The organism is Pontibacterium sinense, from assembly GCF_015209595.1.
Classification (GTDB): Bacteria; Pseudomonadota; Gammaproteobacteria; order Pseudomonadales; family Balneatricaceae; genus Pontibacterium; species Pontibacterium sinense.
This window is the reverse complement of sequence record NZ_JADEYS010000021.1, coordinates 73,995-99,198: the sequence shown is the minus strand read 5'-3', so window position 1 is coordinate 99,198 and position 25,204 is coordinate 73,995. Positions and strand designations below refer to the sequence as shown.

General features: G+C 49.4%; 19 protein-coding genes. 11 read left to right on the top strand and 8 right to left on the bottom strand.

Going from position 1 to position 25,204, the window contains the following annotated elements; genetic code table 11:
- The first annotated feature begins 141 nt into the window (after window positions 1-141).
- The 3 genes from IOQ59_RS17605 to IOQ59_RS17595 all read left to right on the top strand — a co-directional run bounded on the left by IOQ59_RS17605 (window position 142) and on the right by IOQ59_RS17595 (window position 6,271).
- The gene (locus IOQ59_RS17605) at window positions 142-1,449 is read left to right on the top strand and encodes a DUF1329 domain-containing protein (RefSeq protein ID WP_193954767.1); all 1,308 of its coding nucleotides are present in this window, start codon (window positions 142-144) and stop codon (window positions 1,447-1,449) included.
- Between the two features lie 379 nt (window positions 1,450-1,828).
- Window positions 1,829-4,375 carry an EAL domain-containing protein gene (locus IOQ59_RS17600; RefSeq protein ID WP_193954766.1) on the top strand — a complete coding sequence of 849 codons (2,547 nt, stop codon included), beginning with the start codon at window positions 1,829-1,831 and terminating at the stop codon, window positions 4,373-4,375.
- A 120-nt stretch (window positions 4,376-4,495) separates the two neighbouring features.
- Complete coding sequence (locus tag IOQ59_RS17595) at window positions 4,496-6,271, top strand: thiamine pyrophosphate-binding protein (protein WP_193954765.1); 1,776 nt, start codon at window positions 4,496-4,498, stop codon at window positions 6,269-6,271.
- A gap of 29 nt (window positions 6,272-6,300) precedes the next feature.
- On the opposite strand, the gene IOQ59_RS17590 is transcribed toward IOQ59_RS17595, so the two are convergent.
- Genes IOQ59_RS17590 through IOQ59_RS17570 form a run of 5 tightly spaced genes read right to left on the bottom strand, consistent with a single transcriptional unit; the run spans window position 6,301 to window position 12,590 of the window.
- On the bottom strand, window positions 6,301-7,119 hold the full coding sequence (locus IOQ59_RS17590) for a citrate synthase family protein (RefSeq protein ID WP_193954764.1): 819 nt from the start codon (window positions 7,117-7,119) through the stop codon (window positions 6,301-6,303).
- Entirely contained in the window at window positions 7,106-7,909 is an 804-nt protein-coding gene (locus tag IOQ59_RS17585) for a citrate synthase family protein (RefSeq protein WP_193954763.1), read from the bottom strand. Before IOQ59_RS17585 ends, IOQ59_RS17590 begins: the two co-directional genes overlap by 14 nt.
- A 52-nt stretch (window positions 7,910-7,961) precedes the next feature.
- Window positions 7,962-10,094, bottom strand: a complete 2,133-nt coding sequence (locus tag IOQ59_RS17580; protein ID WP_193954762.1) for a TonB-dependent receptor plug domain-containing protein — start codon at window positions 10,092-10,094, stop codon at window positions 7,962-7,964.
- A complete protein-coding gene (locus tag IOQ59_RS17575; protein ID WP_193954761.1) occupies window positions 10,091-11,701 on the bottom strand; it encodes a sensor histidine kinase in 1,611 nt (536 codons plus the stop codon). The genes IOQ59_RS17580 and IOQ59_RS17575 overlap by 4 nt, the downstream gene beginning before the upstream one ends.
- 16 nt (window positions 11,702-11,717) lie before the next feature.
- A complete protein-coding gene (locus IOQ59_RS17570; RefSeq protein WP_228050992.1) occupies window positions 11,718-12,590 on the bottom strand; it encodes an ABC transporter substrate-binding protein in 873 nt (290 codons plus the stop codon).
- Between the two features lie 426 nt (window positions 12,591-13,016).
- Between IOQ59_RS17570 and IOQ59_RS17565 the strand changes: the two genes are divergently transcribed.
- The 7 genes from IOQ59_RS17565 to IOQ59_RS17535 all read left to right on the top strand — a co-directional run bounded on the left by IOQ59_RS17565 (window position 13,017) and on the right by IOQ59_RS17535 (window position 19,733).
- Window positions 13,017-13,616, top strand: a complete 600-nt coding sequence (locus IOQ59_RS17565) for a TetR/AcrR family transcriptional regulator (protein WP_193954759.1) — start codon at window positions 13,017-13,019, stop codon at window positions 13,614-13,616.
- Window positions 13,613-13,792: a hypothetical protein gene (locus tag IOQ59_RS17560; protein WP_193954777.1), complete on the top strand. Its 180-nt coding sequence runs from the start codon at window positions 13,613-13,615 to the stop codon at window positions 13,790-13,792. The genes IOQ59_RS17565 and IOQ59_RS17560 overlap by 4 nt, the downstream gene beginning before the upstream one ends.
- Before the next feature lie 4 nt (window positions 13,793-13,796).
- On the top strand, window positions 13,797-14,393 hold the full coding sequence (locus IOQ59_RS17555; RefSeq protein ID WP_193954758.1) for a hypothetical protein: 597 nt from the start codon (window positions 13,797-13,799) through the stop codon (window positions 14,391-14,393).
- 13 nt (window positions 14,394-14,406) lie between these two features.
- Complete coding sequence (locus tag IOQ59_RS17550) at window positions 14,407-15,297, top strand: sterol desaturase family protein (RefSeq protein ID WP_193954757.1); 891 nt, start codon at window positions 14,407-14,409, stop codon at window positions 15,295-15,297.
- Window positions 15,298-15,315: 18 nt separating this feature from the next.
- Window positions 15,316-17,082, top strand: coding sequence for a DUF1800 domain-containing protein (locus IOQ59_RS17545; protein ID WP_193954756.1), 1,767 nt, complete (start codon window positions 15,316-15,318; stop codon window positions 17,080-17,082).
- A gap of 2 nt (window positions 17,083-17,084) precedes the next feature.
- On the top strand, window positions 17,085-18,476 hold the full coding sequence (locus tag IOQ59_RS17540; RefSeq protein ID WP_193954755.1) for a DUF1501 domain-containing protein: 1,392 nt from the start codon (window positions 17,085-17,087) through the stop codon (window positions 18,474-18,476).
- Window positions 18,477-18,560: 84 nt separating this feature from the next.
- Window positions 18,561-19,733, top strand: a complete 1,173-nt coding sequence (locus IOQ59_RS17535; RefSeq protein ID WP_228050985.1) for an aromatic ring-hydroxylating oxygenase subunit alpha — start codon at window positions 18,561-18,563, stop codon at window positions 19,731-19,733.
- Window positions 19,734-19,777: 44 nt separating this feature from the next.
- Here IOQ59_RS17535 and IOQ59_RS17530 read toward each other — a convergent pair whose 3' ends face one another.
- Both IOQ59_RS17530 and IOQ59_RS17525 read right to left on the bottom strand, forming a co-directional pair.
- The gene (locus tag IOQ59_RS17530; RefSeq protein WP_193954754.1) at window positions 19,778-20,338 is read right to left on the bottom strand and encodes a hemerythrin domain-containing protein; all 561 of its coding nucleotides are present in this window, start codon (window positions 20,336-20,338) and stop codon (window positions 19,778-19,780) included.
- Between the two features lie 221 nt (window positions 20,339-20,559).
- Window positions 20,560-22,791 carry a bacteriohemerythrin gene (locus tag IOQ59_RS17525; protein ID WP_193954753.1) on the bottom strand — a complete coding sequence of 744 codons (2,232 nt, stop codon included), beginning with the start codon at window positions 22,789-22,791 and terminating at the stop codon, window positions 20,560-20,562.
- Window positions 22,792-23,058: 267 nt separating this feature from the next.
- Between IOQ59_RS17525 and IOQ59_RS17520 the strand changes: the two genes are divergently transcribed.
- Entirely contained in the window at window positions 23,059-23,811 is a 753-nt protein-coding gene (locus tag IOQ59_RS17520; RefSeq protein WP_193954752.1) for a MipA/OmpV family protein, read from the top strand.
- Between the two features lie 106 nt (window positions 23,812-23,917).
- Here the strand turns inward: IOQ59_RS17520 and IOQ59_RS17515 are convergent, their stop codons facing one another.
- Window positions 23,918-25,204, bottom strand: a complete 1,287-nt coding sequence (locus tag IOQ59_RS17515) for a sensor histidine kinase (RefSeq protein WP_228050991.1) — start codon at window positions 25,202-25,204, stop codon at window positions 23,918-23,920.

The window sequence follows — 25,204 nt, the reverse complement described above, 5'->3', positions numbered from 1 at the left end:
TCAGCTGGTCTGGGTGGATTTGAGCCAACCGGACGCTTTAAAACCGGCATCCTGGGTATGGCTAATGAAGAAGATGAATACCAATTGTCTATTCAGTATCGCTTTTAAGCAGCTCAGAATAAGAAAGAAAAGGATAATAAAATGTTTAAGAAAATGCTCAGCGCAGCTGTCGCAGTTGCACTCTCTGGCCCTGTAATGGCGGCCACTCTGGAGGATGTCGAAAACTCCTTCTACCCCTATAAAAATGGCGCACCTGAGGTGGCTGGCCTGACCGCTGGCATGACGATTAATAGCGCCAACGTTGATACAGTTAAAGACGCACTTGACCCAGCGATGTATCAGTTCATTAAAAACGGGGATTACGAGATACGTATCGGTGAAACCACCTCGTTTGATCTGCACGAAAACTATGTCGAAGCTTCACGCAAAAACCTGAACACCACCACACTGGGCGATGAACCCGGTCAGATCAACGGTTTTGTGGCGGGTCGTCCGTTCCCGGAAGATCCAAAAATGGATGACCCCCGTGCCGGTGAAAAGCTGGCGTGGAACTACAAGTACGGTTACAACTGGGGTGATACTGGGGCGGTGTATCCGTTCTACTGGAAATTCCGCGATATGAATTCCGGTAAAATCGAGCGAAACATCAAGTTCAACTTCCACTTCCTGAACTATAAGCACCGTGTGCGCCACGATCCGCAGCCGGATGTTGCCCAGAACCCATCGAACTTGTTCCGGGGCATCTACGTACGTGTATTAGAGCCGTTTGATGTGAAAAACACGCAGCTGCTGATCCACCGCTACGAGGATGATCTCAAACGCGACAATGCGTACCTGTATCTGGGCTTCCAGCGCCGTGTACGCCGTCTGTCCACGGGTCAGGTCACCGATGCATTCCTGGGTTCCGATCTGATGATCGAGGATTTCGAGGGCTACAACGGCCGTATCAGCGACATGAACTGGTCGTATAAAGGTACCCGCCACTTGCTGATGCCTTACTACAACCACAATGATCAGCCACTGGACGCTGAGACCCATAAGGATGACGAAGGTTATCAGGTGGTGAGTTTCACGGGTAAAGGCGGCTGTTTCCCGAATGTCAGCTGGCAGCTACGTAAAGTGTATGAGGTGGAATCTATCCCGGTCGATACTAACCATCCGCTGAGCAAGCGCGTTCACTTCATCGATGCACAAACTTACGCAGTACCGCGTACCAATGCTTATGACCGCAAAGGCGATTTGTGGAAAGTATTCACCATTGGACAGTCGCATCCAGATCACCACCTGCCAGCAAACAAAGGCAGCGGCGTATCGATTGATGATGCGTTCTCTATGGTTGATATGCAGGCAACACACTGTACGACCGGCCAGTTCAAGGGCCAACTTGATCCTAAGCTAAGCCCACAGCGTACCTTTACGGTACAGAACCTACGTGCTTCCGGTCGGTAAAGCCTAGGTTCACATCATCACGTTACCTTTTTGCCGGTGCACGCGCTGCGCGCACCGGTTTTTTTAGCAGTTATTCGCAAAACGAACAAATCCTGCCTATATTTCCTCGCACTAACTCTCTGGTCAGAGGGAACTTGCTATACAACAGCACAAGATTCAAACAACGGTTTCAAACGCAGTGATTACCATTTTTGATTTTTTTTGTTAATCTGGGCTTGGTTATGTTCCTTTAGCAAAGTTGTACCTAAATAGCTTGAATTCGAAGGCAAAAATCTTCACGTTTTTAGTGGTATGCTCATACACTACAGGGTGAAAACATGACTCTCGGTTGTCTGACCAAGACGGGTGTCTGTCTTTAGTTTTTTTAGGATGTCACAGGATGACTGGCTCACCATATCTGTTGCTGGTGAATGGCAACGAAGAGCAACGTTCACATCTAGCGCGCTTTATCGCCGCAAACACTCAATACAGTGTTATTGAGGCAGATAGCGGTGCAATGGCCGCTGGGCTGTTAAAGACACAGGATATCCGCTGTGTTGTCAGCGATATCTATATCGACGGACTGGATGGCTGGCGTCTTGCACGCATGGTCCGTTCCGGCGTGTTCAGTTGCAGCGAACTTACTCCTTTTATCATCGTCGCCTCCACTTGGTGTAAACGGATTGCCGAAACCACCGCGCGTGAATTCGACATCGATCACCTGATACCTTATACCCAGCACGAACAACTCAAAGAGCTGTTAAACGTATCGCTCACTGAATCTCATCAGTATCGTCATGCAAATATTCTGGCCATTGAGGATTCAGAAGACACGTCAACACTGATACAACGTATTTTGCGTGGCCGCTTTGAAGTCGATATAGCAGAAGACGGTCCTAGCGGATTAGAACTCTGGCGACAGAAAAGACATCCAATCATCCTGCTGGATGTGATGCTACCGGGCATGTCGGGTCCAGAGGTGATGGAAAAAATCCTCGATGAGAAACCCGATCAGACGATCGTAATCATGACGGCACATGGCACGATGGATCTTGCCGAAGAATTGATGCTCAAAGGCGCTTCGGACTTTATCAGCAAGCCCTTCCGCAATGCCCAGTTACGTAAAGTGTGCGAGATTGCATCCCGCCGCGAGGACTTTCTGGTCAGTAACGAGCAGTTCGCCCAAACCATCGAATCTCTGCGCCAAAACGAAAATGCACTCGATAATCAGGCTCGCGAACACAAACGCATTCTAAACAACCTGACTACCGCGGTGTTGGAACTCGATTCCAACGGTCAGATCGTATTCTTAAACCAAGCCTGGAAACAGATGACCGGCCTGACCGAACAAGAGACGCTGGGACAGAAGCTCTCTGGTTTTGCCTGCCGTGAAGGCCACACGTTTTCGAATGAGGTCGAGCATGCGACCAACGAGATTATCCAGCGCAAATGTATCCGTACGCGGTTGGAGTTTAAACTCAGCAGCCAGTTCAGCCAGGGAGCTTGGGTCGAAGCACGCCTGAATCGTATTATTCGTGATAACGATATGATCGCGATTTCCGTGTCGATCGATGACATCTCCGCCCGCAAACTTGCTGAACAACGGCTGGAACATCTGGCGATGCACGACTCGCTAACAGGCCTGTATAACAGACACTTCTTTGATACAGAGCTCGCCCGTACTGCTGCCATGGCCCGAAGTACCGGCTCGGTGCACACACTGCTCTATATCGATCTGGATCACTTTAAAGCGATCAACGACACTCAGGGCCACAACCAGGGTGACTACGTATTAGAAGACGTAGCCGGAAAGTTGCGACACCGTCTGCGTGATACTGATCGTCTCTGCCGTATTGGTGGCGATGAATTTACCGTCATTTTGATGGATACCGATCTGGATCAAGCCCGCTACATCGCTGAAAGCTTATGTGAACTGGTCGCCATGGATCAATACACCTTCGGCGACCAGATCTACAAAATCAGCTGCAGTATTGGTATGTGTCTGATCGACGGTTCAACAGACAACGCACAGCTCTACCTTCAACAAGCCGATATCGCGCTCTACGTCGCTAAACGCAACGGCCGCAATTATGTACACAGTTATACCGAGCAGGACAAAGAGAGTGACGATGTCAAATCCAGTATGCAGTGGTTGCATGCCGTACAGCAGGCGATCACTCAGGATAATCTGATCCTGCACTTCCAGCCGATTTACCATATTCCAACGAATCAGATCGCCTATTACGAAGCACTGGTGCGCCTGGTGGTCGACAATAAGGTCATCTATCCGGGTGACTTTATCCCTGCGTTGGAGCGCTTTGAAGATATCTCCTTACTCGATCAACACGTGATCAGCAAAGCGATCCGTTCGCTCTCTAGCTATCCTGAGTTGCAAAAAGTCGCGATCAACCTGTCAGCACAAGCATTTCGTAATGAACGTTTAGTGCCGCTGGTGCAAGAGAAGCTGACACAGTACGGAGTTGAGGCCCATAGAGTCATCTTTGAGCTAACCGAAAGTGCCAGCCTCTCCAATCTGAGTGCAACACAGCATATGGTGGAACAACTGTCAGAGATGGGCTGCGCCTTTTCCATTGATGACTTTGGTACCGGCTTCAGCACCTTCTCATACTTGAAAAACTTACCCGCAGAGACAGTCAAGATTGACGGTTCTTTTGTGAAAGAACTCACCAACAGCAGTATCGACCGAGCATTGGTAAAATCCATTCGGGAAGTTGCCTTTGCACTGGGCAAGAAAACGGTCGCCGAATTTGTGGAAGATAAGGATACCCTCGATCTGTTACGCGAAATACAAGTCGAGTATGCTCAGGGCTATTACCTCGGGAAACCGAAACCGCTTTCTGAGCTCTTTGGACAAAAAGTCGCACCCGACGTTTCTCATTCACTACAGGAAGTAGCCATGCAAACCCAGGACGGATCAGATGAATAGCAGCGCTTAATCCTCAGAACCCTGTTGCGATCAGCACTAATGACCTGGGATTGGTTCATTGGTTGTGCTGTTTGTGGCTGTTCTGTTTGGTTTTATTCTTAATAAATGGAATTCAACACAATGGACACCCAACCCACCCATACACATGGCAGTGAAACGGACACAGATGTTCCTAAAAACCTGACCGCGCCTTTTACCTATGGTGATCTTATTGTTGATTACCTGAAAGGCATGGGCGTCTCACATGTTTTTGGGGTTCCTGGTGGGTCTATCGAACCGTTTTTTGATGCCGTCGCCCGTGCAGAGCGCCGAGATATCCACCTAAAAATGGTTGTGTCACGCCATGAAACGGGTGCCGCCTTTATGGTTGACGGTCATATCCGCGAAACGGGTCGTTTTGGCGTTTGTTGTTCAACCACCGGGCCTGGGGCAACAAACCTAATCACCGGCGTTGCAAATGCGTGGGAAGAGAACTTACCCATGCTGGTCATTACCGCCCAAACACCAATGGCTAAGTTTGGGAAAAAAGCGTTGCAGGATAGCTCTTGTTCCGCGATCGATGTCGTAGGTATGTTCAAACACTGTACAAAATACAGCACGTTAGTTTCACATACAGATCAACTTGAAAATAAGTTGATTAACGCGTTTATGACCGCTAACACACCACCGAAAGGCCCTGTGCACTTGAGCCTTCCAGCGGACATCGTAAACACCCCGCTGCCCGTTATTCCCGATGTAAATAGCAGCCTCTTTGAACAAACAGTGGGGGTATCCACCCCCTCAGCACTTGAGCAACTCAAATCGGAAATCGGTACTGCGGAACGTATTCTTTTATTCGTCGGGGAAAACTGCAAGCTGGAAGAAAATCAGTTAATTCAGTTTGCCGAGCAAATCAATGCAGCAATCGTTTCAGATCCGACCGGAAAACGCTGGGTCGACGAAACCCATCCGCGTTACTGTGGCGTATTTGGCTTATCCGGCCACCAAAAAGCGCGCTCACTGGTCATGGATCAAAAGTATGACATGGTGTTGGCACTAGGAACCCAAATAGGCGAGCTCGGTACCAGCAGCTGGTGCCCTGACCTCCTCAGCCCGAAACTGATCCATATCGACGACTCCATAACTGCGTTTTCACGTACACCAAACGCTCACCTGCATATCTGCGGCGTATTGAGCGACATTATTGGTCAGCTCACGACATCAGCCGCCATCTTGCGAGCCCAAGGTAAACGTTGGCAGGATTTAACCGCTACCGTTGTAGATCAGCCCCTATTGAGTGCCCCGTTGCAGTCCGCCGCAAACAGCAACGCGGTGCCATTGAAACCGCAACGAGCGTTCCACTCTTTAGGGCGAAACCTTCCTGAAGATACACGTATATTTATAGATGCGGGAAACGCCTGGGCTTGGTCGATCCATTATATGCAGCGCGCAAACACCCAAGGATTGTTTCGCATCGCTATGGCTTATGGCTCTATGACTTGGGCAATCGGAGCATCAGTAGGCTCCTGTGTAAGCAACCCTGCATCCCCTCATCTGTGTATCACAGGAGATGGTAGTTACCTGATGGCAGGGCAAGAAATTACCGTCGCCATCCAGCAAAAAGTACCACTTGTGATGATGATCCTTAACGATACTGCCTTAGGAATGGTGAAACACGGACAACGTCTCGGAAGAGCGGAGGAGACAGGCTTTACACTGCCATCAATTAACTATGCAGCGCTCGCTAACGCTCTGGGTATTGAAGGCTTGGCAATTGAAACCCCGAGACAGCTCGATGAGCTCGATTTTGACAGGCTTTTTAGTAAAAACGCCCCCACTATCATCGATCTTCGAATTGATCCTGAAGAAATACCGCCTATGGGGGAAAGAATCAAAGGGCTATCCACCAGTAAATAGCTTATCACAACCGACTCTATGTCGGGCCACTACGGCAGGTCTCGATCCTCAACGCCGACATAGTTAATATCATCACACCTCATCGGTAAGTATGTTCCTGCAGGTTTGTCATATGTTTCAGCGTGACAAGCCTGAACACCTGCAACAACAATAAGCGTAGTCATCCGTTTGACCTCAGTTGCACTAAAACCATGATCACTTAGAAATGCCACCATATACCCACCGACATTGATACATTCATCATGGTTTTCACTAAGGTATTCATTGATCTTCATTGCTAACGCTTCATGCTCTCCAACTACAAACTCAAGATCAGAACTGACGCGCTGCATTGCAACCACACGTTCATCACCTTTTGCAATTGGTCTGGCATAACCTGGAACGCTGCTCTTACGGCCAAACTGTTCATCAACAATTTGCTGGACGGTTTTCCCATTCTTGTATTCTTTAAGGGCGTTACCAATGAATTCCATGCAATGATCCATTACTCCTGGACCATAGATAACCGAGTCAGAAGCGAGAACTCCTGCAACTGTTCCAGCAACAGCCGTCGACTTTGAACTACCCGCTAGTGCACCCATTTGGTTACACCAGATACGAGAGTCCGGCCAGCTGGCACAACTGAAAGTATTTTCTAGCCATTTCGCCAGCCTTATATCTGGTAGGCGGCCTGTAACGTTTAGCAACATTACCTGAAAATAAGACGTATGCCCCACCAAATCCTCTAACTGCGAGTATCCCTGATTGTAAACCGCTTCTCCTATTCTCCAACCACCTTTATTGCTGGATATACGATTACGATTCCTGTCCCACAAATTATCAACATCAAGTACATCATTCGATGACATAATTTTCCTCCGGGATAAAAGGCATATCTGTTATAGGGCGTCCAAATTTTTCAGCAGCCTGTGCCGCGATACCAGGAGCACTGCCTATCTGAAAGATCATTTCCCCTTCATAAGGCGTGAATCCTAAATCCTTCATACCCGCGGCAAAAAGGCCAGTCATCCTCCAGCCGCAATTCTCCTCGGATAGAGCATTAGCGAATAAACAGGCCCACGAAAAATATTTACCCGTTTCACAGGTACTGGAAATATTATCGGCAAGCTTCTGACTATAGGGGTCTTTGTCGCCATAAACAGTGCCAAACCCAGGTGCAGGATTTTTATCACCCTCAACGTCCAAAAGTCTTTTAAATGCATCCGCAGCAACGTCGGAAGGAATTAGCTTTATATTTCGTTCCAGATACTTCATACAATTGAAGACTTCATGGCTTCCTAGGAACTCTCCACTAAATACATTCAATGCTAGAGGGATAACATGGCTCACATTTGTTTTTGTAACCGCCGCGTTCATTGCAGCGCGACTAGCGTTATGCCTTGGTCCTGGGTGAATAATGCTAATTAGTAGTTTATCAAACAAAAGACTTTGCTCTGGATTTGGAAGCTCCCCCTTCATAAGCAGGAACAAAACATCAGAGAAACTACCATTGTTTACGAGAGCTAAGTGTTCATATCCGTGACAGCGCGCCTCAGCGATCTGAAACGGGTTATCTGAATCTGGAACCTCTTTCCAAACGGCAGTTGAGATTCGTTGGCAAAACGCATCTCCCCTTTTCTTTTCTTCTACTTTTTTCATAGGCTATTCAGCAAACTCTTTCATTCAAGGATCCTAGAGAACTGCATTGTAATCAGAACTTATACCGCAGCTCTCCTATTACACTCCTTCCTTCGAGTGGATAATCCCCAGGAATACTTGCGCTTGAAGGTTCTCTCGCATCTGTATCAAAAAGGTTTTTCACCATTATTGAGAACTTCAATCTCTTATTATCAAAGCTGCGTGTTAATTTTGCGTTAACCCAATGATAATCATCGACTTTATCGCGAGAATCTCCAGAATTTCGAGTACGATTTCCAATCCAATAATGCTGTAAAGAGCTACTCCAGTTTTGATTCAGGCGATATTGCAGATCAAGATAAGTGGAATGTTTTGGCGCATCAGGAACGGCCATACCAGTATCGGAATCTTCGGAGTGTTGATATGCATAATTAGCAAACAGCGTAAGCTGTTTAGTCGCTCTCCAATCGAATTCAAGCTCCGCGCCATACCCGTCTTGATTGCGTGCATTCTGATATTTAAGCGTGCTGCCTTCTGCCACAGTGGCAATTAGGTCTGTTGCTTTGTAACTATACAAACTCAGTTTCAAATCTGTTTCGAAGGTAGGTCTGTAGTCAAACGCCAATTCGAACGTTTCTATCTCTTCTGGATGAAGATCAGGATTACCTAAAGCGGAAGGATTATTTATCAGATGCTGTTCACTGAATGATGGTGCTCTGAATGCCTCACCATATAACAGCTTGGTCGTTAAATCATGGGACGTTTCCCACACGAGGGCTAAACGTGGATTGATGGTACTACCAAAATCAGAAAAGTGATCCCAACGTAATCCACCGGTAAAAGACCAATCATTATTTAACTGCCATTGATCTTGTATTGATACAAAGTAGGCTGTTCGCTCCTGATCCTGCAAGTAAATATCCTTAGTCCCAGCAACATTAGTCAATGTCCCATCAACAGATCCTTCTGTACCGTCAATTACACCTGGACCAAAATTCTTCAGCTCAGCTGTTTCAGCTTGATTATAAGTCCACCCTGATGCAATCCGTATCTGATGCTCAGAGAATCCGGTATATAACCCAGCTAACTCGTACTTCGTTGTCTCACTAATAGATCTAGGCTTTCCTATATACCCGTCAGGAAACCTTACTACACCTGCTGAAGGCGATGAGAATGCATTCCCATCAGAGCCAATCGGCAGAGCGGCACCAGCAGGAAATAATACAAAATGAGTATCAATATCGGTTCGTAAGAATGACAAATCAGTCTCTATCCGAAAAGTTTCACCCAAATCTGTTTTGTAACTTAACTTAGTAAGGAACTGATTTGCATCTTGATAACCAATATTATCAAGTGCCTGAGCCCCACCTTGGCCAAGCCCACCGTGATCTTGTTCCCAATACCAGTTTTCTAATCTCCAATTAGAAAACTCAAAGTCTAAGTGTAAATTGGTAATATCTTGCTGCGTGTTCAGCGAACCTGGGGCCTGAGATGCATTTGTCCCAAAGACAGTATCATTGATAGTTTGTAAATCACGCTCTACGATGCGCGAATCATCACCATCTGTCCGCAAATTTTCGAATGAGAATGAAACAGCGAAATCATCGTTTTGATAACCTTTTTGTGCCCAAACATCACTACTACCGAAGCGACCTGCGCGGATTCCGAATGAACCGTTTAGATTCTCATCAACAGATTTAGTAATAATGTTAATAACACCGCTATACGCGTCCGCGCCATATACTGCAGAACCAGGCCCGCGTATCACTTCAATACGACTGATGTTATTCACAGGCATGCGGAAAGTTGTCGCGAGACCTCCTGTCACCAACTGTTTTATCTCAGTACCATTCAGCAAGACAAGTATCTGAGGATTAAAGCCTGTTTGAATCCCGCGTACTGAATACACAGGGTCCAAACGACTTAAATCTGACCGCATCACGTGTAAACCAGGGATTCGTTCCAAGACTTCGTCGAGGTGGGTTGCTCCCATCGCTTCTATCTGTTTACTCGAGATTACACTGGCAACAGAAGGTGCTTTACTGATGGGCGTACTGGTGCCTGTTGCAATACTAACAAGCTCATCCTGACCGTAGAAATCTGCAAACTCATCGCCATCCGTGAACTGATTGTTACCGTCAGCCATCACTGCTGCGGTCCAGATAGTTGAGGTCAGAGCTAGAAAAGACAACTTTTTATGCATCATAATTTTTCCAGGTCTGTACTGCTTAGTTTCTTGGAGAGCAGATTCTCTGATGTCTGATCAACAGTGTCTGCGGGGGCTACCAGTGGTAGCCTAAAAATAAATGTGGTGCCCTGACCGGTTTCACTGAACACATCCAGCGTACCACCCATCATCTCCGTAAAATGCTTAGAAATTGCCAGCCCTAATCCCGTGCCACCATATTTCCGTTTTACACTACCGTCGATTTGTCGGAATTTGTCGAAGATCAGCCCTTGCTGCTCTTTCGGTATACCAATACCTGTATCTGATACCTGCCAGATAACAAATCCATCTTCCACAGAAGCCGACAGCAAAACGGTGCCCTGCTCTGTGAATTTACAGGCATTAGAAAGCAGGTTTAGAAGCACCTGCTGAGCCTTCTCTGTATCAACCTGCAGCAAATGATCTTCTGCTGGCAGATAGACTTTGAACGCATTCTGTCGCTTAGACGCCAACGGACGGATAACAGACTCTGTTTCCTGCGTCAGCGTGTGCAAGCTGATCTCTTGAGGCATCAGTTCCATCTTGCCCGACTCGCACTTAGCCAAATCAAGGATCATATTGATTAATGCCAACAACCGGGTAGACGCGCGCATAGCTTCGCGCAGATCTTCCACCGGCTCATCCATCGCCTCATCTTCCAGCTCTTCAATCACCAGCTCGATATATCCCATCGTAGCTTGCAGCGGTGTGCGCAGCTCATGACTGATATTGGCTAAAAATTCAGACTGGGTACGCACAGCAACTAACGCGGTGTCGCGGGCATGAGTCAGCTCTTTGGTACGGATCGCCACCTCGGTTTCCAGCCCACTGTTGAGCTTCACCAGCTTATCTTCCTGCTGCTCCAACACCTGCATCATGGCGTTATAACTTTCCGCCATCTGACGCACTTCCATGGGGCCTTCAACATTCGCGTAGTTATGCTCTCCCGATGTCCTTGCCTCATTCATACTCTGCGACAAATTCAGCAAAGGCCGGGTAATACGTTTTAAACCTACACTTTGCAGCCAGACCAACAGGGTCGCGAAGCCAAGACCAATCATCAGGTTATAGCTGAACAGATTGGTAGTCAGCGTCTGTAGCGAATCTTTGGATACGTTCAGCATCACATATCCCATCAACTCTTCCTGACTGCCACTGAGCTCAAACTCATCGTAATCATCTTGCTCTTCACGCAGAAAGACAGGAGACGTGATGATCCAATGATCACGATTGTCTGCAGCGAGCACCGGCACAGGATGTGCGAACCAATCCTTAAGTTGATCCGTGTCCCAATTGATCTCTCCACGTTGCTGCAGAAGCAACATCCGTTCGGTGAAGATTGCCACACCGGAGACATCGTTAAACGCCATCGCCTGATCAAGCGCCTGATCTGCATTCTCTTTACTCTCGGTAATCAACGAGAGCAAACTCTGATGAGCCAGATTCCCAGCGATCTGCAAAGAGTGATGTTCAAGCACCTGACGTGACTGATTCACAGCAATCCATGCGGCCACAATCGAGCTGGTGAGCGAGAGCAGAGCAATCGACACCATCAAGAACGTGAGCAACTGTTTTCGCAGACTATTTTGATTACCAACAAAAAGCACGGTCACTACCTAAACATCAAGGTTGAGGAAACGTTCGGTAAAAAGAGCGGGTCAACGTAGGGCTGTATTCCATTCCTAAGTGCACAGCGGTACGCAGATTCACCCCCAAATGCAGTGAGCGGGATGGTTCCACACCCGGCATCGTCTTCCCACTGAATAGCTCTTTTACCATCTCAGCCAGACGTTCACCTGACTGTTGATTATTCGGATAAATAGAAAACAACGCTCCACGCTTCACGTGGGACGGTTTACTCGAAAACATCACCAGACGACGATCCCAAGCTTCGCGCAGCAACATCGGCAAAATAACAGTCTCGTTCGCCGTTACTTTGTCGAGAGGTAACCAAATGGCGTCCGACCCATTGCGCGCATTGTCCAACACTTCTTCGTATTTCCTGACGGCGTCAGACAACGTATTAACCTCATACGCCCAAAGCTCCAGACCTTTCTTCTTCGCTGATACTTTCGCTAATTCCACCATCCAGCGAGACTTAGCCGTATATAAAACAAATACACGTTTGGTTACCGGGGAAAGAACGTTTAATTGACTGAAAAGGTTATCGGGATCGGTAATCAGACTGACACCAGAAAGTGTGCCATTGGGGGTGAGGGGTAAAGCGCCACTGACAAACGGGTAATGGCCATTAATATCATTGATCAGCGAATACCCCCGTCTTCCCAGCGTAATCACCATATCAACCTGATCACGATCAAGCTGGGCCAACACCTGTTCAGGGTTATAGCGGGTTTCTAATGGATATCGGATCAAACGGTCAGCATGACGTTCATCAATGCCATCGACAATCTGATCAAAGACTTGTTTATACGGTGGGGGGGCTTCTGGATACAGCACGGCAAGTGTAGCGGCCGATAACGGCGCAACAAGCATCGGCAAGCAGATGATTAAACCGAACAACCGCTTTAGATCAAGCCATCGCCCTGGTTGTAAAGTCCTTTTTAAATCAGCCATACAGCGGCAAGTTACCTAAATACAGAGATTATTAAATGATCGATAAATAGTTCCGCAGAATTATAACGCATACGGAATCTTTTGCTGAAAACCCGCTCAAGATCGATCAAATGCCTTTAAAAGAGTAAAGACCACACGTTGCTACCCTTTTATCACTAGTGAGTAACATATCATTTCGGCACATAGATTTCCCTTACTTATGCTGCCATCTCACCGCTACCGAGCAAGATAGCACCACCCTGAGAACGCTATATCAGAAGCCACAATCATATATTGTCACCATTGACAAAAAACAACACCCCACGATAAACTGTCAAAACTGACAATATAGTACTGAGTAGAGATATGGGACGCCCAAGTAAGAAAGAGGAACGGACAGAAGAGATTTTGCTGGCTTTCCAACGCTGCGTTTCGCGCTTTGGATTAGAAGGCAGCACACTGGAGCGCATTGCGGAAGAAGCGGGCCTCAAACGCAGCCTCGTCCGACATTTTGTGGGTAATCGGGATGAACTGGTTGCCATGTTGGCAGACCGGGTTATCGACCAGTCCAACGCTCAATGGGATGAGTTTCTTGCCTATATGCCGCCGCAACATGGATGCGACTATCTACTGAACGGCCTGTTTAATGAATATCACAGTGACTCCGCTTTCATACTGGTGATCGAATCGCTTATCTTCGCAGCGGGACGCGACCCCGTACTGCAAAAGAAAATGCAAAACTGGATGCAGCATTTCTCCGCGACAATCACCGCTATTCTCAAAAATGACTATCCGCAAGCCAGTGTGCAAGACGTGGCCGCAGTTTCATTTGGACTGGTATCCCTCTACTTTAATCTTGACTCCCTCTCTCCTCTAGCAATGACCGATATCTATCGTATGCCAGCGCGTCAGGCGGCAGAGCAGCTGGTTCGGTCTTTAAAATCAGCTAAAGAGGCGACTGAATGATGAGCTGGACAGCCATACTTGGAATCGTCTTACTGCTCTGGGTGACATACGACCTGTTCTCCGGAAAAAGCTGGTTACACCGAGAGTTCCACCGTAGCGAAGAGCCTGTTGCCTACTGGATCACGCTTCTGCTCTGGCTGGTTGTCGCACTGTCCTGCTTTTATTGGGAGATCTGAAAACATGGCATTACCAAAACGCAATATCGCCCTGCGTATCCTCTATGGCATGTCCATGCTGGGTATGTTTGGTTTCCTTTTCTGGCAATCACTACCCTTTGATGCAAACGGCAAAAACCTATTCGCCAACCAGCGTCCCAGTGTCCCAGATTCGTCGACAACACACACAGCGGTAAAACGTTACGAAACCGTCAAACTCTACACCCGAAAAGTCGGCGGGATCACACGCACACTGGATCTCAGTACACACCTGAACAGTCAGATCGATCAACACTGGCTGGACTTTGCCAACTCGGCTCTGGCCGCTGATCTGCCGCTACACAATCAACAGGTGTATGCGGTCTATCACAACTACGACAACCAACGCTCAACCGTACAACTCACCTTAGGGTTTATACATGCCGGAAATCGCCAATATCCTTCGGTTGTCACCTTAGCGGCCGGGCGTTATCTCAAGCTGCCACGTATCAGTGTACTCGACGGGTGGCAGCAGGCAGAAACGCTGCCCGGACCTCTGCGTTTACAGACAGATTACGAAATTTATCAACTTGATCCTGACTTTCAACCGGAAAGCCAGATCACATTTCTCGCCCTGAAATAAGCGGAGAACGCTGATGACTAACGCTAACTGGCTTGAATATATCGAATTCATGTCGTTCAACATATACGACTGGGTCTTAGTGTTCGCCGTGCTGTTCCTGACCTTAGAGTTGCTGAACGAACTGATCACCCGACGCTTTACCGGTGAACGATTTCTGGAAACACTCTCAAGCCTCTTTACGCAAGTGCCGTACTACTTGTTGGAATTTACGGTCTTTGGCGGGGCGGTGTACCTCTACTTCAACATCTACGAGTTGATCCCGTGGAAAATCCCCGTGAATGGTTACAGTGCTCTGCTGGTACTTTTACTTGCCGACCTGACGTACTACATCGAACACTACGCGATCCACCGGATCCGCCTATTCTGGCTGGCACATTCCGTCCATCACAGTTCGGGCGTTTATAATACCGCCACCGCGTTCCGTTTTAGCCTGTTTGACCCGATGGTATCCATACTCTTCCATCTGCCGCTGGTATTGATGGGCTTCAACCCAATCCTGATCTTCGCCGCTGAAATCTTGGTACAAGCCTACCAATTCTGGATTCACAACGAGATGATCGGCAAGCTCGGACCCCTGGAATGGTTCCTGAACACCCCATCGCACCATCGGGTTCATCACGGCAGTGATAAGCAATATATCGATAAGAACTTCGGCGGCATTCTGATTGTCTGGGACCGACTCTTCGGCACCTTCCAGAAAGAGGAATCTTTGCCCACGTACGGCCTGACCACCCCGATGACCAGCAAAAACCCCATCACCGTGCAGTTCTACGAATTTCCGCGGCTCTATAAAGACCTTGTAAAAGCCCGCACGGGCTCGGAATTTTTCAGCTATCTGCTTCGGCCGCCGGGCTGGCAACCCGACCCGACCCCGGAAAAAACACCGCCCACTGTGAGCCACTAACCCTTACAGGTATCTATCATGGACAACTTGAATCGTACCAGCCGTTTTCTAATGCAAGCGACGCTGGGGGTCAACCACGCCACCCTGAAACAGGTCGCGGACACTGGAATAGAACCCTGGCTGGAGCAACAACTTGATAGCCGGGTGAAAAGTAACAACACCTTCGAAGCCGCGACGCGCTCCATCTGGCAACACTTCCGCACACGTCTTAAATCGGCACATGGTGAAAGCGCCATTAACGGTGAGGGCAACAACCCCGCTCTGGCGTACAAATGGTATTTCCATATGGCATGGTGGGATCATACGCTGAGCAGCCATTCCGACCTGCTGCGCCAACGGGTCGCACAAGCCCTGAGTGAAATTCTGGTGATATCGGATAACTCCTCACTGGAACTGGACGCGGTAGGCATGGGCAGTTACTACGACCTGCTCTACAACCACGCCTTCGGAGACTATGCCGACCTGCTTCACGATGTCTCACTGCACCCGTGCATGGGCGTGTACCTGTCGCATATGAACAACCGCAAAGTAGACCCTGCGCAGCATATTCACCCGGATGAGAACTACGCCCGTGAAGTGATGCAGCTGTTTAGTATCGGGCTGTATGAGTTAAACCCGGACGGTCGTCGTAAAACAGACCGCCAGGGCAACGCGATTCCGACCTATGACAACACCGACATTAAAGAGTTAGCGCGGGTATTTACCGGACTTAAAGCACACAGCTACCAATACGAGTGGCCAACCAGTTTCTGGAGCAGCAGCTACAACGGCTACAAAGTCGGTTTTGAAGATGGCATCGATAAAACCTACAAGACCGTGCCGTTCGTAAACATGACCAAACCGATGGTAATTGACGAGGATTACCACGACCGTGGCCCCAAACGCCTGCTCAATGGCCATATCCAGCTGCCCGGCAAGCAGTCAGGTAAACAAGAGATCAGAGCAACAATCGAGGCGCTGGTCAGTCACCCCAATACGGCTCCGTTTATTGCCCGTCATCTGATAAACCAGCTCGTGACGTCCAATCCATCGGCAGCATACGTACGTGCAGTGGCCGCAAAATTCGGACGGCGCGGAAATCTCAAAGCGGTCGTGCGCGAAGTGCTGACCTATCCACTACGAAACCCCGTCTCTCACGTTGAGTTTTCAGCCGCACGGCATGAAGGAAGGCAAACAGTCCAATCCCAGAAGCTGAAATCCCCATTGTTAAGAGTCACACAGCTACTGCGTGGATTTAGCGCCAGTAATAAATCGGGACGTTTATGGCTAATCGGCGATGATATTCAGGAGATGCTGCAACAACACCCTCTCTCCTCTCCGACAGTGTTCAACTTCTACAAACCGGACTTTGTACCGCACGGTCCATTGGAACGTCGAGACCTGGTTGCGCCTGAGTTTGAACTACTCACCTCCGCCACCGCCATCGCTTACGTGAATTTTATGTATTACTGGTTTTTTGGCGACGGCTACCCGGCAGTCAGCACTCAGATCAACGCCACACCGGGCATCCTGAACGTACCCGAGCTGGATCCTGATCGCCTACAAAAAACCAGCCGTGACCGTATCCACCTGGACTTCAGCCACGAGCTGCAACTGGCTTCTGCCGGTAAACACGACGAATTGATCGATCATATGAGCCTGCGCCTCACCGGTCAGACCGATCTGGCGATCAAACCGCGCATTAAAGCTGCCTTTGAGCGTTACAAAGACACCCCGATCTGGGTAGTACAGACGGTTGCGTTTATGTTGGCAATCTCACCTGAATTCACCGTGCAGGAGGCCTGACCATGAAAACTCAAATCACCCGTCGCGAGCTAATCAAAGCTGGTGCGAGCGTTACCGCAGGGTTGGCGCTGTCCGGTGTGGCTCCTTCGTTCGCCGCCCCCTCACCCCGTCCTCAATCGATAGCACTCAATCTGCGCCCGCAAAAAAAAGCGCTGGTGTTCATTATGCTCGACGGTGGCAACGACAGCTTCAATATGCTGGTGCCCACCAGCGCCCCACACTACCGGGAGTACCAGCAGAGCCGCAGTAATCTGGCGCTGAGTCAGCAAAGTTTATTGCCACTTTCCGGCTTCACAGACAAGCAAGGCCGCACCTTTGGATTACACAACAGCATGCCGGAAGTGCAGGCGCTGTTTGCACAGAAGCAGCTGGCGTTTGTTGCCAACATCGCGCCTATGATCACACCGGTCAGCCAAGCCGCAATGCAAAACGGCAGCGCACAGATCCCGTTGGGCCTGCTGTCACACGCGGACCAGTTTCGACATTGGCAGACCAGCCGTCCGCATCAGCGCATCAACTCCGGTTGGTTCGGCTATTTTGCTGATGCCCTGCAGCCCAACCGACCGGTCAGCGAAATCCCCATGAACATCTCGCTGGCAGGTAGCAACATCATGCAAAACGGTGCGCAATCCTCCCATTACTCCATTACCGATAAAGGCAGTGTCGGACTGATCGTTAACGAACAGAAAACACCTCTCAATCGCGAACTTCTGGATAGCTTCGAAGACCTGCTCACCGCCGATTATCAAAACGATCCGTTCAAGCAGAGTTACCTGGCCCTGACCCGAGAAGCGCAGGCCCAACATGAGGTATTCCGCAGCGCTACCCACAATGTACGGGTGCCGGGATCATTCTCTGATAGCCCGCTCTCTCAGCAATTGCGGCAAGTCGCACAAAGTATCCAGGCGGCCGATGCACTGAACACGCCGCAGCAGACGTTCTTTCTGCGTTACATAGGCTGGGATCACCACGACGAACTGCTCAACAATCACGCCGAGATGCTGCGCGTACTGAGTAAAGCATTGGGTGAGTTCCAACATGCACTCAACTCCATGGGCCTGACCGATCAGGTGATTACCTTCACTGGCTCTGATTTCGGTCGCACACTGACCTCCAACGGGAATGGCACAGACCATGGTTGGGGCGGCAATACGCTGGTGATGGGCGGTGACATTCAAGGTGGCCAGATTTTCGGTGAGTATCCATCGCTATCGCTCGATAACAACCCTCTTAACGCAGGCGATGGCGTGTTGATTCCAACCACCAGCACTGACCAGCTCTATGCAGAACTGGCACACTGGTTTGGCGTGCAGAGAAAGCAGCTAAATGCCCTATTCCCCAATCTCGCACACTTTAACAATGGCACCTCACTGACCGGGTTGATCCGGGCTTAATAGCACCACAATCAAGGCAAATACGAGGCAAGTAGATCAGAACCCTTCGAAAACCTCGTCCCTTATTGCAACAGGAGAACCATAATGCCTGCCAGTCATGTGAGCACCGATCAAGTGATCCATCTACCCAAAGCAGCCTACACCTCAGAGGAATGGTTCAAGCAAGAACAGGCCACGCTGTTTGAGAAAAACTGGCAGTTTGCCGGATTGGTTGAAGATCTGCCTGAACCCGGTGATTTCATCACTGTTCAGGCCGGACGGTACAGCTTGATCGTATTAAAAGGTCCCGATGGCCAGCTGCGCGCTTTCCATAATATGTGCCGGCATCGCGGCACCCAGTTGCTGCGAACCTGCGGTAAAGCCGGAAAAGCGATCACCTGCCCCTACCATGACTGGAGCTACTCGCTCGAAGGGGATCTGATCGCCGTGCCTCAGCAAAAAACGGAATTTCCCGACCTGGATAAGAAGTCACTGGGACTACATAAAGCGCAGGTGGATATCTGGCTGGGGATGATTTGGGTGCACCCAATGCCCGACGCGGAACCACTCAAACAGTGGTTGCAGGGTGTGGATAACTATATCGGTCCACACCGACCGGAAGCATTGGTGGAATACCCGGAAGCGGCGACCGATCATGAGATCCACGCCAACTGGAAGCTGATCGCGGAAAACTACATCGACGGCTATCACTTGGCACACCTGCATTCAGCCACACTCAATATGTACGATCACCAGAAGCAGAAAACCGGTTTTATAGGCCCGCACTTCACCTTTTATGAGCCTCTACAGGATGATTATGCAAAAAATCTGAAGGATAAAAGCCCGCTTCCACCCATTGATCATTTTACTGACGATCAACCTGTGGGGGCATATGTACCGATGCTGTTTCCCAACCTGGGCATTGCTGCCACCGAAGACTCATGGTCTGTCTTCCATGTGATTCCGTTGGCACCCAATCGCACCCGAGTGATTACGCGTACGCGAATCAAAGCGGTGTCTGATTGGGCCTATCTCTGGCAGACCGGTAAAAGCTACAGCCAACAGTCTACATGGAGTGGAAAGTACAAAGAGGGTATCGGATCGGATGATCCCATGATGAGCGGTGACTTTATGGCAGAAGATATTTACGTCTGCGAACAACAGCAAAAATCACTGGAGTCCCCCCTGTTTTCAGTCGGTGCGACCGCAAGGCATCAGGAAAAATCGATCCGCGATTTTCAGAACATCATCCTGCAGCAGATGAACGCCAGCGGCTAAAGCCGCTGGGACGTTTCAGCAACAAGCTTCAATAATAACAGTGATCAGATGTAATTAGGGATGCTGACATGGGTATGACGCATATGTAACGACAACCCCAGGGAAGACAAGCCTCGCTCACCCAGCAATTTCGCAGAGAGTGGTAAAAACTCCTGTTCTTCAAAATTTGCATGGGCCAGATAGTCATCGGCCAGTTTACCCGCCGCTTCCTGATCCAGAGACGCTAGTTTGCCTTTAGAAAGCTGTTTGATATCACTTTCAATCGCTTTCCACTGCGCTTCCAGTGAACGGTGCTCACGCACCAGCTGATCGATCATACCCAACGCTTTTGCTGCATCGTCACCACCTTTGCGGGCGGAATCTTTTACTTCAGCAAACAGTTCCTGCTCCTCTTCACTGTGGTGTTCAAGTACCACATCGCGGAAGAACGCATAGAGTTTTTTCGCTGAAGCTTTGACATCGTCCTGAACAGGACTTTCGATTTCAGTTAACGACAGCGTCCGCAGACGTTCGAAGTTTTTGATAATGCCCACATGGCAATTGGAAAAGTCCGTCAATGGATCTTCGTTGCTTCCTGCACTGGCTGAGTTTGGCTCAGTAGTCATCAGTATGTACCCTCAGTTGCATATAGCGTGAGCTATTTCATATGCGGAATGCGAACTCTGATCCGGACCCGACCGGGATCTTTGAGTCTACCTTAATAATAGGTAACGACATCGAGGGTTGTTAATGACAAAAATCAATTACGATACAATTAATTCCAAAATACATAAATTAATGTATCACATAATGTTCTAAGCATAAATCAGTGCAGATCTCTTGAGCTTCACGCGTCCAGCGCTCTTATTCTGGAGGTTTCGTGATGACAGCCATCGTCAAAACACACCACGCGGTTACGGCCAGATTCCTTCGCAAAATAAAGAGCCTGATCCGCCTGCTCCAACATATCGCTAATGGAATTTGCATGTGTTTCATTCCATGCGGTGACACCAATACTCACAGTCAAAGTGCTCACTTTGTCCTGCCCCGATAACTCAACCACTAACCGGCTGATCGCCTCCCGGATATGGCTCGCCAGCTCAAATGCCTGCCGTATATCAGTTTCCGGCATCAATATGGCAAATTCCTCTCCGCCAAGACGGGAAATAATATCGGTACTACGCACCCGCCCAAAACACGTGGAATAGAAAGCACGCAGTACATCATCGCCAGCAGCATGACCGAACGTATCGTTCACACGCTTAAAGTAGTCCAGATCCAGCATCATGACGGACAGCGGGCGACCATAGCGCTGCGCGCGCTCGACTTCGTTGTCCGCCAATTCGTTGAATTTCCTGCGATTAAGTGCACCTGTCAACGGATCGGTGGAGGCTAGCATACGGAAACGTTCTTTCTCCCGAATACGCGCCTGGAGCTCGATATTCTGGCGGTGATTGCTCACCGCCGATGAGATATCAGCCCGCAACAAACTGCGGCGACACTGTTCATACGCTAACGCCATCCGGCCAAGCTCATCCTGGGCAAAATGTTCGGTAAAGCGCAGATCACGCCCACCTTTCGCCAGACCAGTCATCGCTCGGGTCATGCGTTGTACGGGTTCGATCACACTGCGATTCAGTAACCAGGACAGCAAAATCGTCAGGCCGAGAATCACGGCAAGTACGGCGGTCGTAATATAAAGCCCGCCCTTCAGGTCATTCACTTTCTGCGTCGCACGGCGATCAATCACCCGGCCCAACTCGTCAGCCAATTGTTTCAGTTCATCGATACGTGCAGAGGTCACAGCAAACCACAATTGTCCGTCCAGCTGGGGCAACCGATCATCCTGCATCGAGCGGTTGATCAAACTTTCAAATCCCTGTGCACGAATAGCGGCAGGCCCCTCGATCAATGAGGCCCATTCTTGTTGTTGTTCCTGATTTGTGAACTGCCGGAAGACCTTTAGAAAGCTGCGTTGCTCCCCAATCAGACTGGCATAGAGCTGGTACAAACCTGGCGAAAACTGCCCCTCTGCGATCGCCTGCGTCCCAATGGCTCGTTGCCGCCCAGCGGATTCCTTCATATGCAGTAACGCAGTATAAGCGGTCATGGAGTTGACCAGTTCCGACCCCATCTCCAACTGCAACGTCCCTTCAGGAATTTTCTGTAACGAATCAATCAGCGTGGTGTAATAACCCAACGCCTGAGTGGCATTCAAAGACTGTAGGTCAATCTGACTGCGCAGCGCCGCTAATTCATCCAGTTTCGCGGTAGTCATCTGAATCTGCGTCGACAGCAGTGGGTCAATTTCGGGCAATTGCTTAAGCCGCTGAACAAACGTATCCACCGCAAGATCCGTCAAGGCACGCTGATTGAGTAACTCTTGCTGAAACTGACGATATCCGGTGCTGATCACCCCGGTACTGAGGCCACGTTCGGCCTGAAGGTTGTGGCTCAGATCATTAATCTCATGCACCACCTGAGTCACACTGACCAATTGCTGCACATGGTAAACACGCTGAATACTGATCCATAAAACCAACACACTCAGCAGGCTGACACCAATAATGGGGATAAGAGCGGTCAGGAAAATTCGACGCCCGAGCGTCAGCTTGCTACCTAACCAAGCGGTCAGGCGGCGCAGGCAGGACGGCTTACGGTGATTGCGGGTACTTAGTCCCTGATCGTGAGCGAGCTGCGCAAAGCACATATCCTCTCCCACGATATGATTCATCAGCCAGTCAAACAGGAACAGGTTGATCTCGGCAGCCACCTCCGTGGTATCCGCATTCAGCAACTCCCGTTTCAGTTCCGGTACTTTATCGATGAACTTTCGGTGCTGTCGGATATGCGCCTTGAGGTCTTCATAACCACATTGCCGCATCAACGCTTCTTCACGGCTGAAATGCTCAACAACGTAGACTTCGAGCCGTTCAAAGACATCTTCAATCACGGATGTCGCTTTATTGTGCTCAATCGCATCCGAAATTTCGTTGATCAAGGAGAGAAGCATTTTGTGGTCATTGTCGATCGCATCGACACCCACACTCATCCCCGCGTCCCATTCTAATTTGTGCATCTGGCTATTCTTATTATCACACTGCGGTCTGCAACCTGAACGACAACAGAGTCACCCGGGAGGTTACATATACGCCCGAGATGACCGTTCAAAAGATGCAAAGTATATACTTAATTGTAGTGGGGTTAAAACGCTGAGGATGATTGATACGCTCCGTATCCGCTAAGGTTCCATCCCGCAGTCAAACGCTTTAACTGCCTTAACCCTCCGTTTACCCTGCCCAAGTTAGGCTCCTGTTATCACATACAACAGGACATTTTAAATCCCATGAGAATCAATACTCTGAGTGCCAGTACGCTGGCAACAAGTTTGTCTGTCGTAACGCTCCCTGCGTTAGCTGACAACAGCGAACTGGAAATAGGCCTCGGTTTAGGCGTCGGTTTTCACCAATCGATCTACAAAGGTATCGACAATCAGACAGACGCACTGCCCCTGATTGAACTAAGTTACGGAAACTTTTTCTTTGAAGGAATGGAAGCTGGTTACCTGATCGCTGACGAGGAAGATTACAGTCTGGTGATCTCCGTTACGGGAGATGAACTAGACGGCGAACGCACTGATAGCCGCGCCTTGAAAGATATGGGTGATGTCGACAGTGGTATCAATCTCAAACTGAGCGGAGAACTAGTTACCGATTTCGGTTTGCTGGGCGCCAGCATCGCACAGGACGTCAGCAACGAACACGAGGGCACCGAGCTTAGCCTGAATTGGTCCGTACCGCTGGAGTTTGATCAAACCCTACTTATGACCAGTGTCTATGCCAGCTGGATGAGTGATGATCTGGTGAACCACTACTATGGCGTATCTGCGAAACAGGCCAATGCGGGACGTGCACAATATAACGCTGATGCAGGATGGCGTTACGGTGTTGAAGTCATGGCGGAATATCCATTGAGCCAGCAATGGACATTGATGGGCGGCGTTGGTGCAGAGTGGTACGGCGATGAAGTGACCAACAGTCCGATTGTGGATGAGGATGGCGCGATTTCCGGCTTTATGGGTGTGACCTACCGGTTCTGAGCACTTAACCTGCTTTATCTGCGAGGGGCGCCCTATCTCAGGCTTCCCTCAAAGCACAGCACCCTCGCAGATTCTTTTCCCCGGCTCACAAGTGAGGCAACACACTTTATTTTGGCAGCTGCAGCTCAGCGCGCACGCCCTGCTCCTGAAACTGCAATTCCAGCGACCAGCCCAAGCGATCACAAATTCGTTTCACCAGCATCAGTCCCAAGCCAAAACTCTGATCTGAATCGATATTCAGTTCACCATGTTCACGGTTTTCGATCACCAGTCGATCCCCATTAAGATCCAACAGCACATCGCCTTCATCCGTATATTGAAAGGCATTGCGCAGCAGGTTACTTAGCACAATCCGCAACGGTATTTCAGGTAACCGCTGTACCGGTAAATCGGCTGCGTAGTGGCGCAGTATCTCAACAGATTTATCCTGAAGAAGATAACCCAATTCATCTGTCAGCTCGTCGAGCAGGCTATTGATCTGTACATCGCTTAAATTGGGTGCGGTTTCATTCTCCCGGCTCAACCAGAGCAAAGTTTCAGTCAGCTGCAACATCGCATGGTTAGCCCGGCGTACTCGCTCAACCGGACGATTCAGCGCCTCAGGAACACCCATTTTGTCGAGCAGTTCCATGTTGGCACGGATCACCGCGATCGGTGTACGCAGCTCATGACTGGCGTGACGTAAAAACTGATGTTCGCGCTCCAGCAGTGAGGCTATCCGTTCGAAAGCCGCCTGCAGCTGTTCCGCAATGCGATTGAGTTCAACATAACGAAAGTCCGGGCGAGCTTGGCTGATGGTTTCCAACGTCAGGGCTTCAGCCCAATCAGCAAGTTTCTGGGTGTGGCGGCTGACCCTGCGGTTATAGAACCAAACCACCAGTAACATCAGGAACAAGTAACCCCCGCTCAGATAAAATACCCGGGTGAACTGGGTATCAAATTCCTCCTTCTCCTCGTCGCTCATCAGATTCGAATCGTAGTCAGCCACCACATAAAGATCACGGCCATCGTGCAACTTGTGCCAATAGATGATCAGATATCGCGAATCTTCCCATTCTTCTTCACCATGTGGCGCCCATTCCACATCTTCAAGTTCGTTCAATTGCAACTCATCAAAAGGAATTACCTGCTTATAGAACTCCGGTGCAGTATCCCAGGAATCCAGATAGAAATGGGTGCTGTAACTGTTGGGTAACGCTGCATTTGGATTGCTGGCATACTCGGCGTCAAAAGCGCGTACCTCCATCATTAGACCTAGCCGCGATGCGTTATCCAGACCACTTTCGAAATACTCGATCAGTGCCATGATAAAACCCAATGCGGTTAACAAGGCCAGACCGAGAAAGTAATTGCTCAGCTCGCGGCGCATGGTACGCCCACTGGATTTAAACAT

Bases quoted from the DNA above. Each gene is read 5' to 3' on its own strand.
- IOQ59_RS17520 (WP_193954752.1), top strand. From the start codon at position 23,059: ATGAGAATCAATACTCTGAGTGCCAGTACGCTGGCAACAAGTTTGTCT.
- IOQ59_RS17590 (WP_193954764.1), bottom strand. From the start codon at position 7,119: ATGTCATCGAATGATGTACTTGATGTTGATAATTTGTGGGACAGGAAT.
- IOQ59_RS17570 (WP_228050992.1), bottom strand. From the start codon at position 12,590: ATGCTTGTTGCGCCGTTATCGGCCGCTACACTTGCCGTGCTGTATCCA.
- IOQ59_RS17540 (WP_193954755.1), top strand. From the start codon at position 17,085: ATGAAAACTCAAATCACCCGTCGCGAGCTAATCAAAGCTGGTGCGAGC.
- IOQ59_RS17555 (WP_193954758.1), top strand. From the start codon at position 13,797: ATGGCATTACCAAAACGCAATATCGCCCTGCGTATCCTCTATGGCATG.
- IOQ59_RS17545 (WP_193954756.1), top strand. From the start codon at position 15,316: ATGGACAACTTGAATCGTACCAGCCGTTTTCTAATGCAAGCGACGCTG.
- IOQ59_RS17585 (WP_193954763.1), bottom strand. From the start codon at position 7,909: ATGAAAAAAGTAGAAGAAAAGAAAAGGGGAGATGCGTTTTGCCAACGA.
- IOQ59_RS17605 (WP_193954767.1), top strand. From the start codon at position 142: ATGTTTAAGAAAATGCTCAGCGCAGCTGTCGCAGTTGCACTCTCTGGC.
- IOQ59_RS17530 (WP_193954754.1), bottom strand. From the start codon at position 20,338: ATGACTACTGAGCCAAACTCAGCCAGTGCAGGAAGCAACGAAGATCCA.
- IOQ59_RS17515 (WP_228050991.1), bottom strand. From the start codon at position 25,204: ATGTTTAAATCCAGTGGGCGTACCATGCGCCGCGAGCTGAGCAATTAC.
- IOQ59_RS17565 (WP_193954759.1), top strand. From the start codon at position 13,017: ATGGGACGCCCAAGTAAGAAAGAGGAACGGACAGAAGAGATTTTGCTG.
- IOQ59_RS17580 (WP_193954762.1), bottom strand. From the start codon at position 10,094: ATGATGCATAAAAAGTTGTCTTTTCTAGCTCTGACCTCAACTATCTGG.
- IOQ59_RS17550 (WP_193954757.1), top strand. From the start codon at position 14,407: ATGACTAACGCTAACTGGCTTGAATATATCGAATTCATGTCGTTCAAC.
- IOQ59_RS17535 (WP_228050985.1), top strand. From the start codon at position 18,561: ATGCCTGCCAGTCATGTGAGCACCGATCAAGTGATCCATCTACCCAAA.
- IOQ59_RS17595 (WP_193954765.1), top strand. From the start codon at position 4,496: ATGGACACCCAACCCACCCATACACATGGCAGTGAAACGGACACAGAT.
- IOQ59_RS17525 (WP_193954753.1), bottom strand. From the start codon at position 22,791: ATGCACAAATTAGAATGGGACGCGGGGATGAGTGTGGGTGTCGATGCG.
- IOQ59_RS17600 (WP_193954766.1), top strand. From the start codon at position 1,829: ATGACTGGCTCACCATATCTGTTGCTGGTGAATGGCAACGAAGAGCAA.
- IOQ59_RS17560 (WP_193954777.1), top strand. From the start codon at position 13,613: ATGATGAGCTGGACAGCCATACTTGGAATCGTCTTACTGCTCTGGGTG.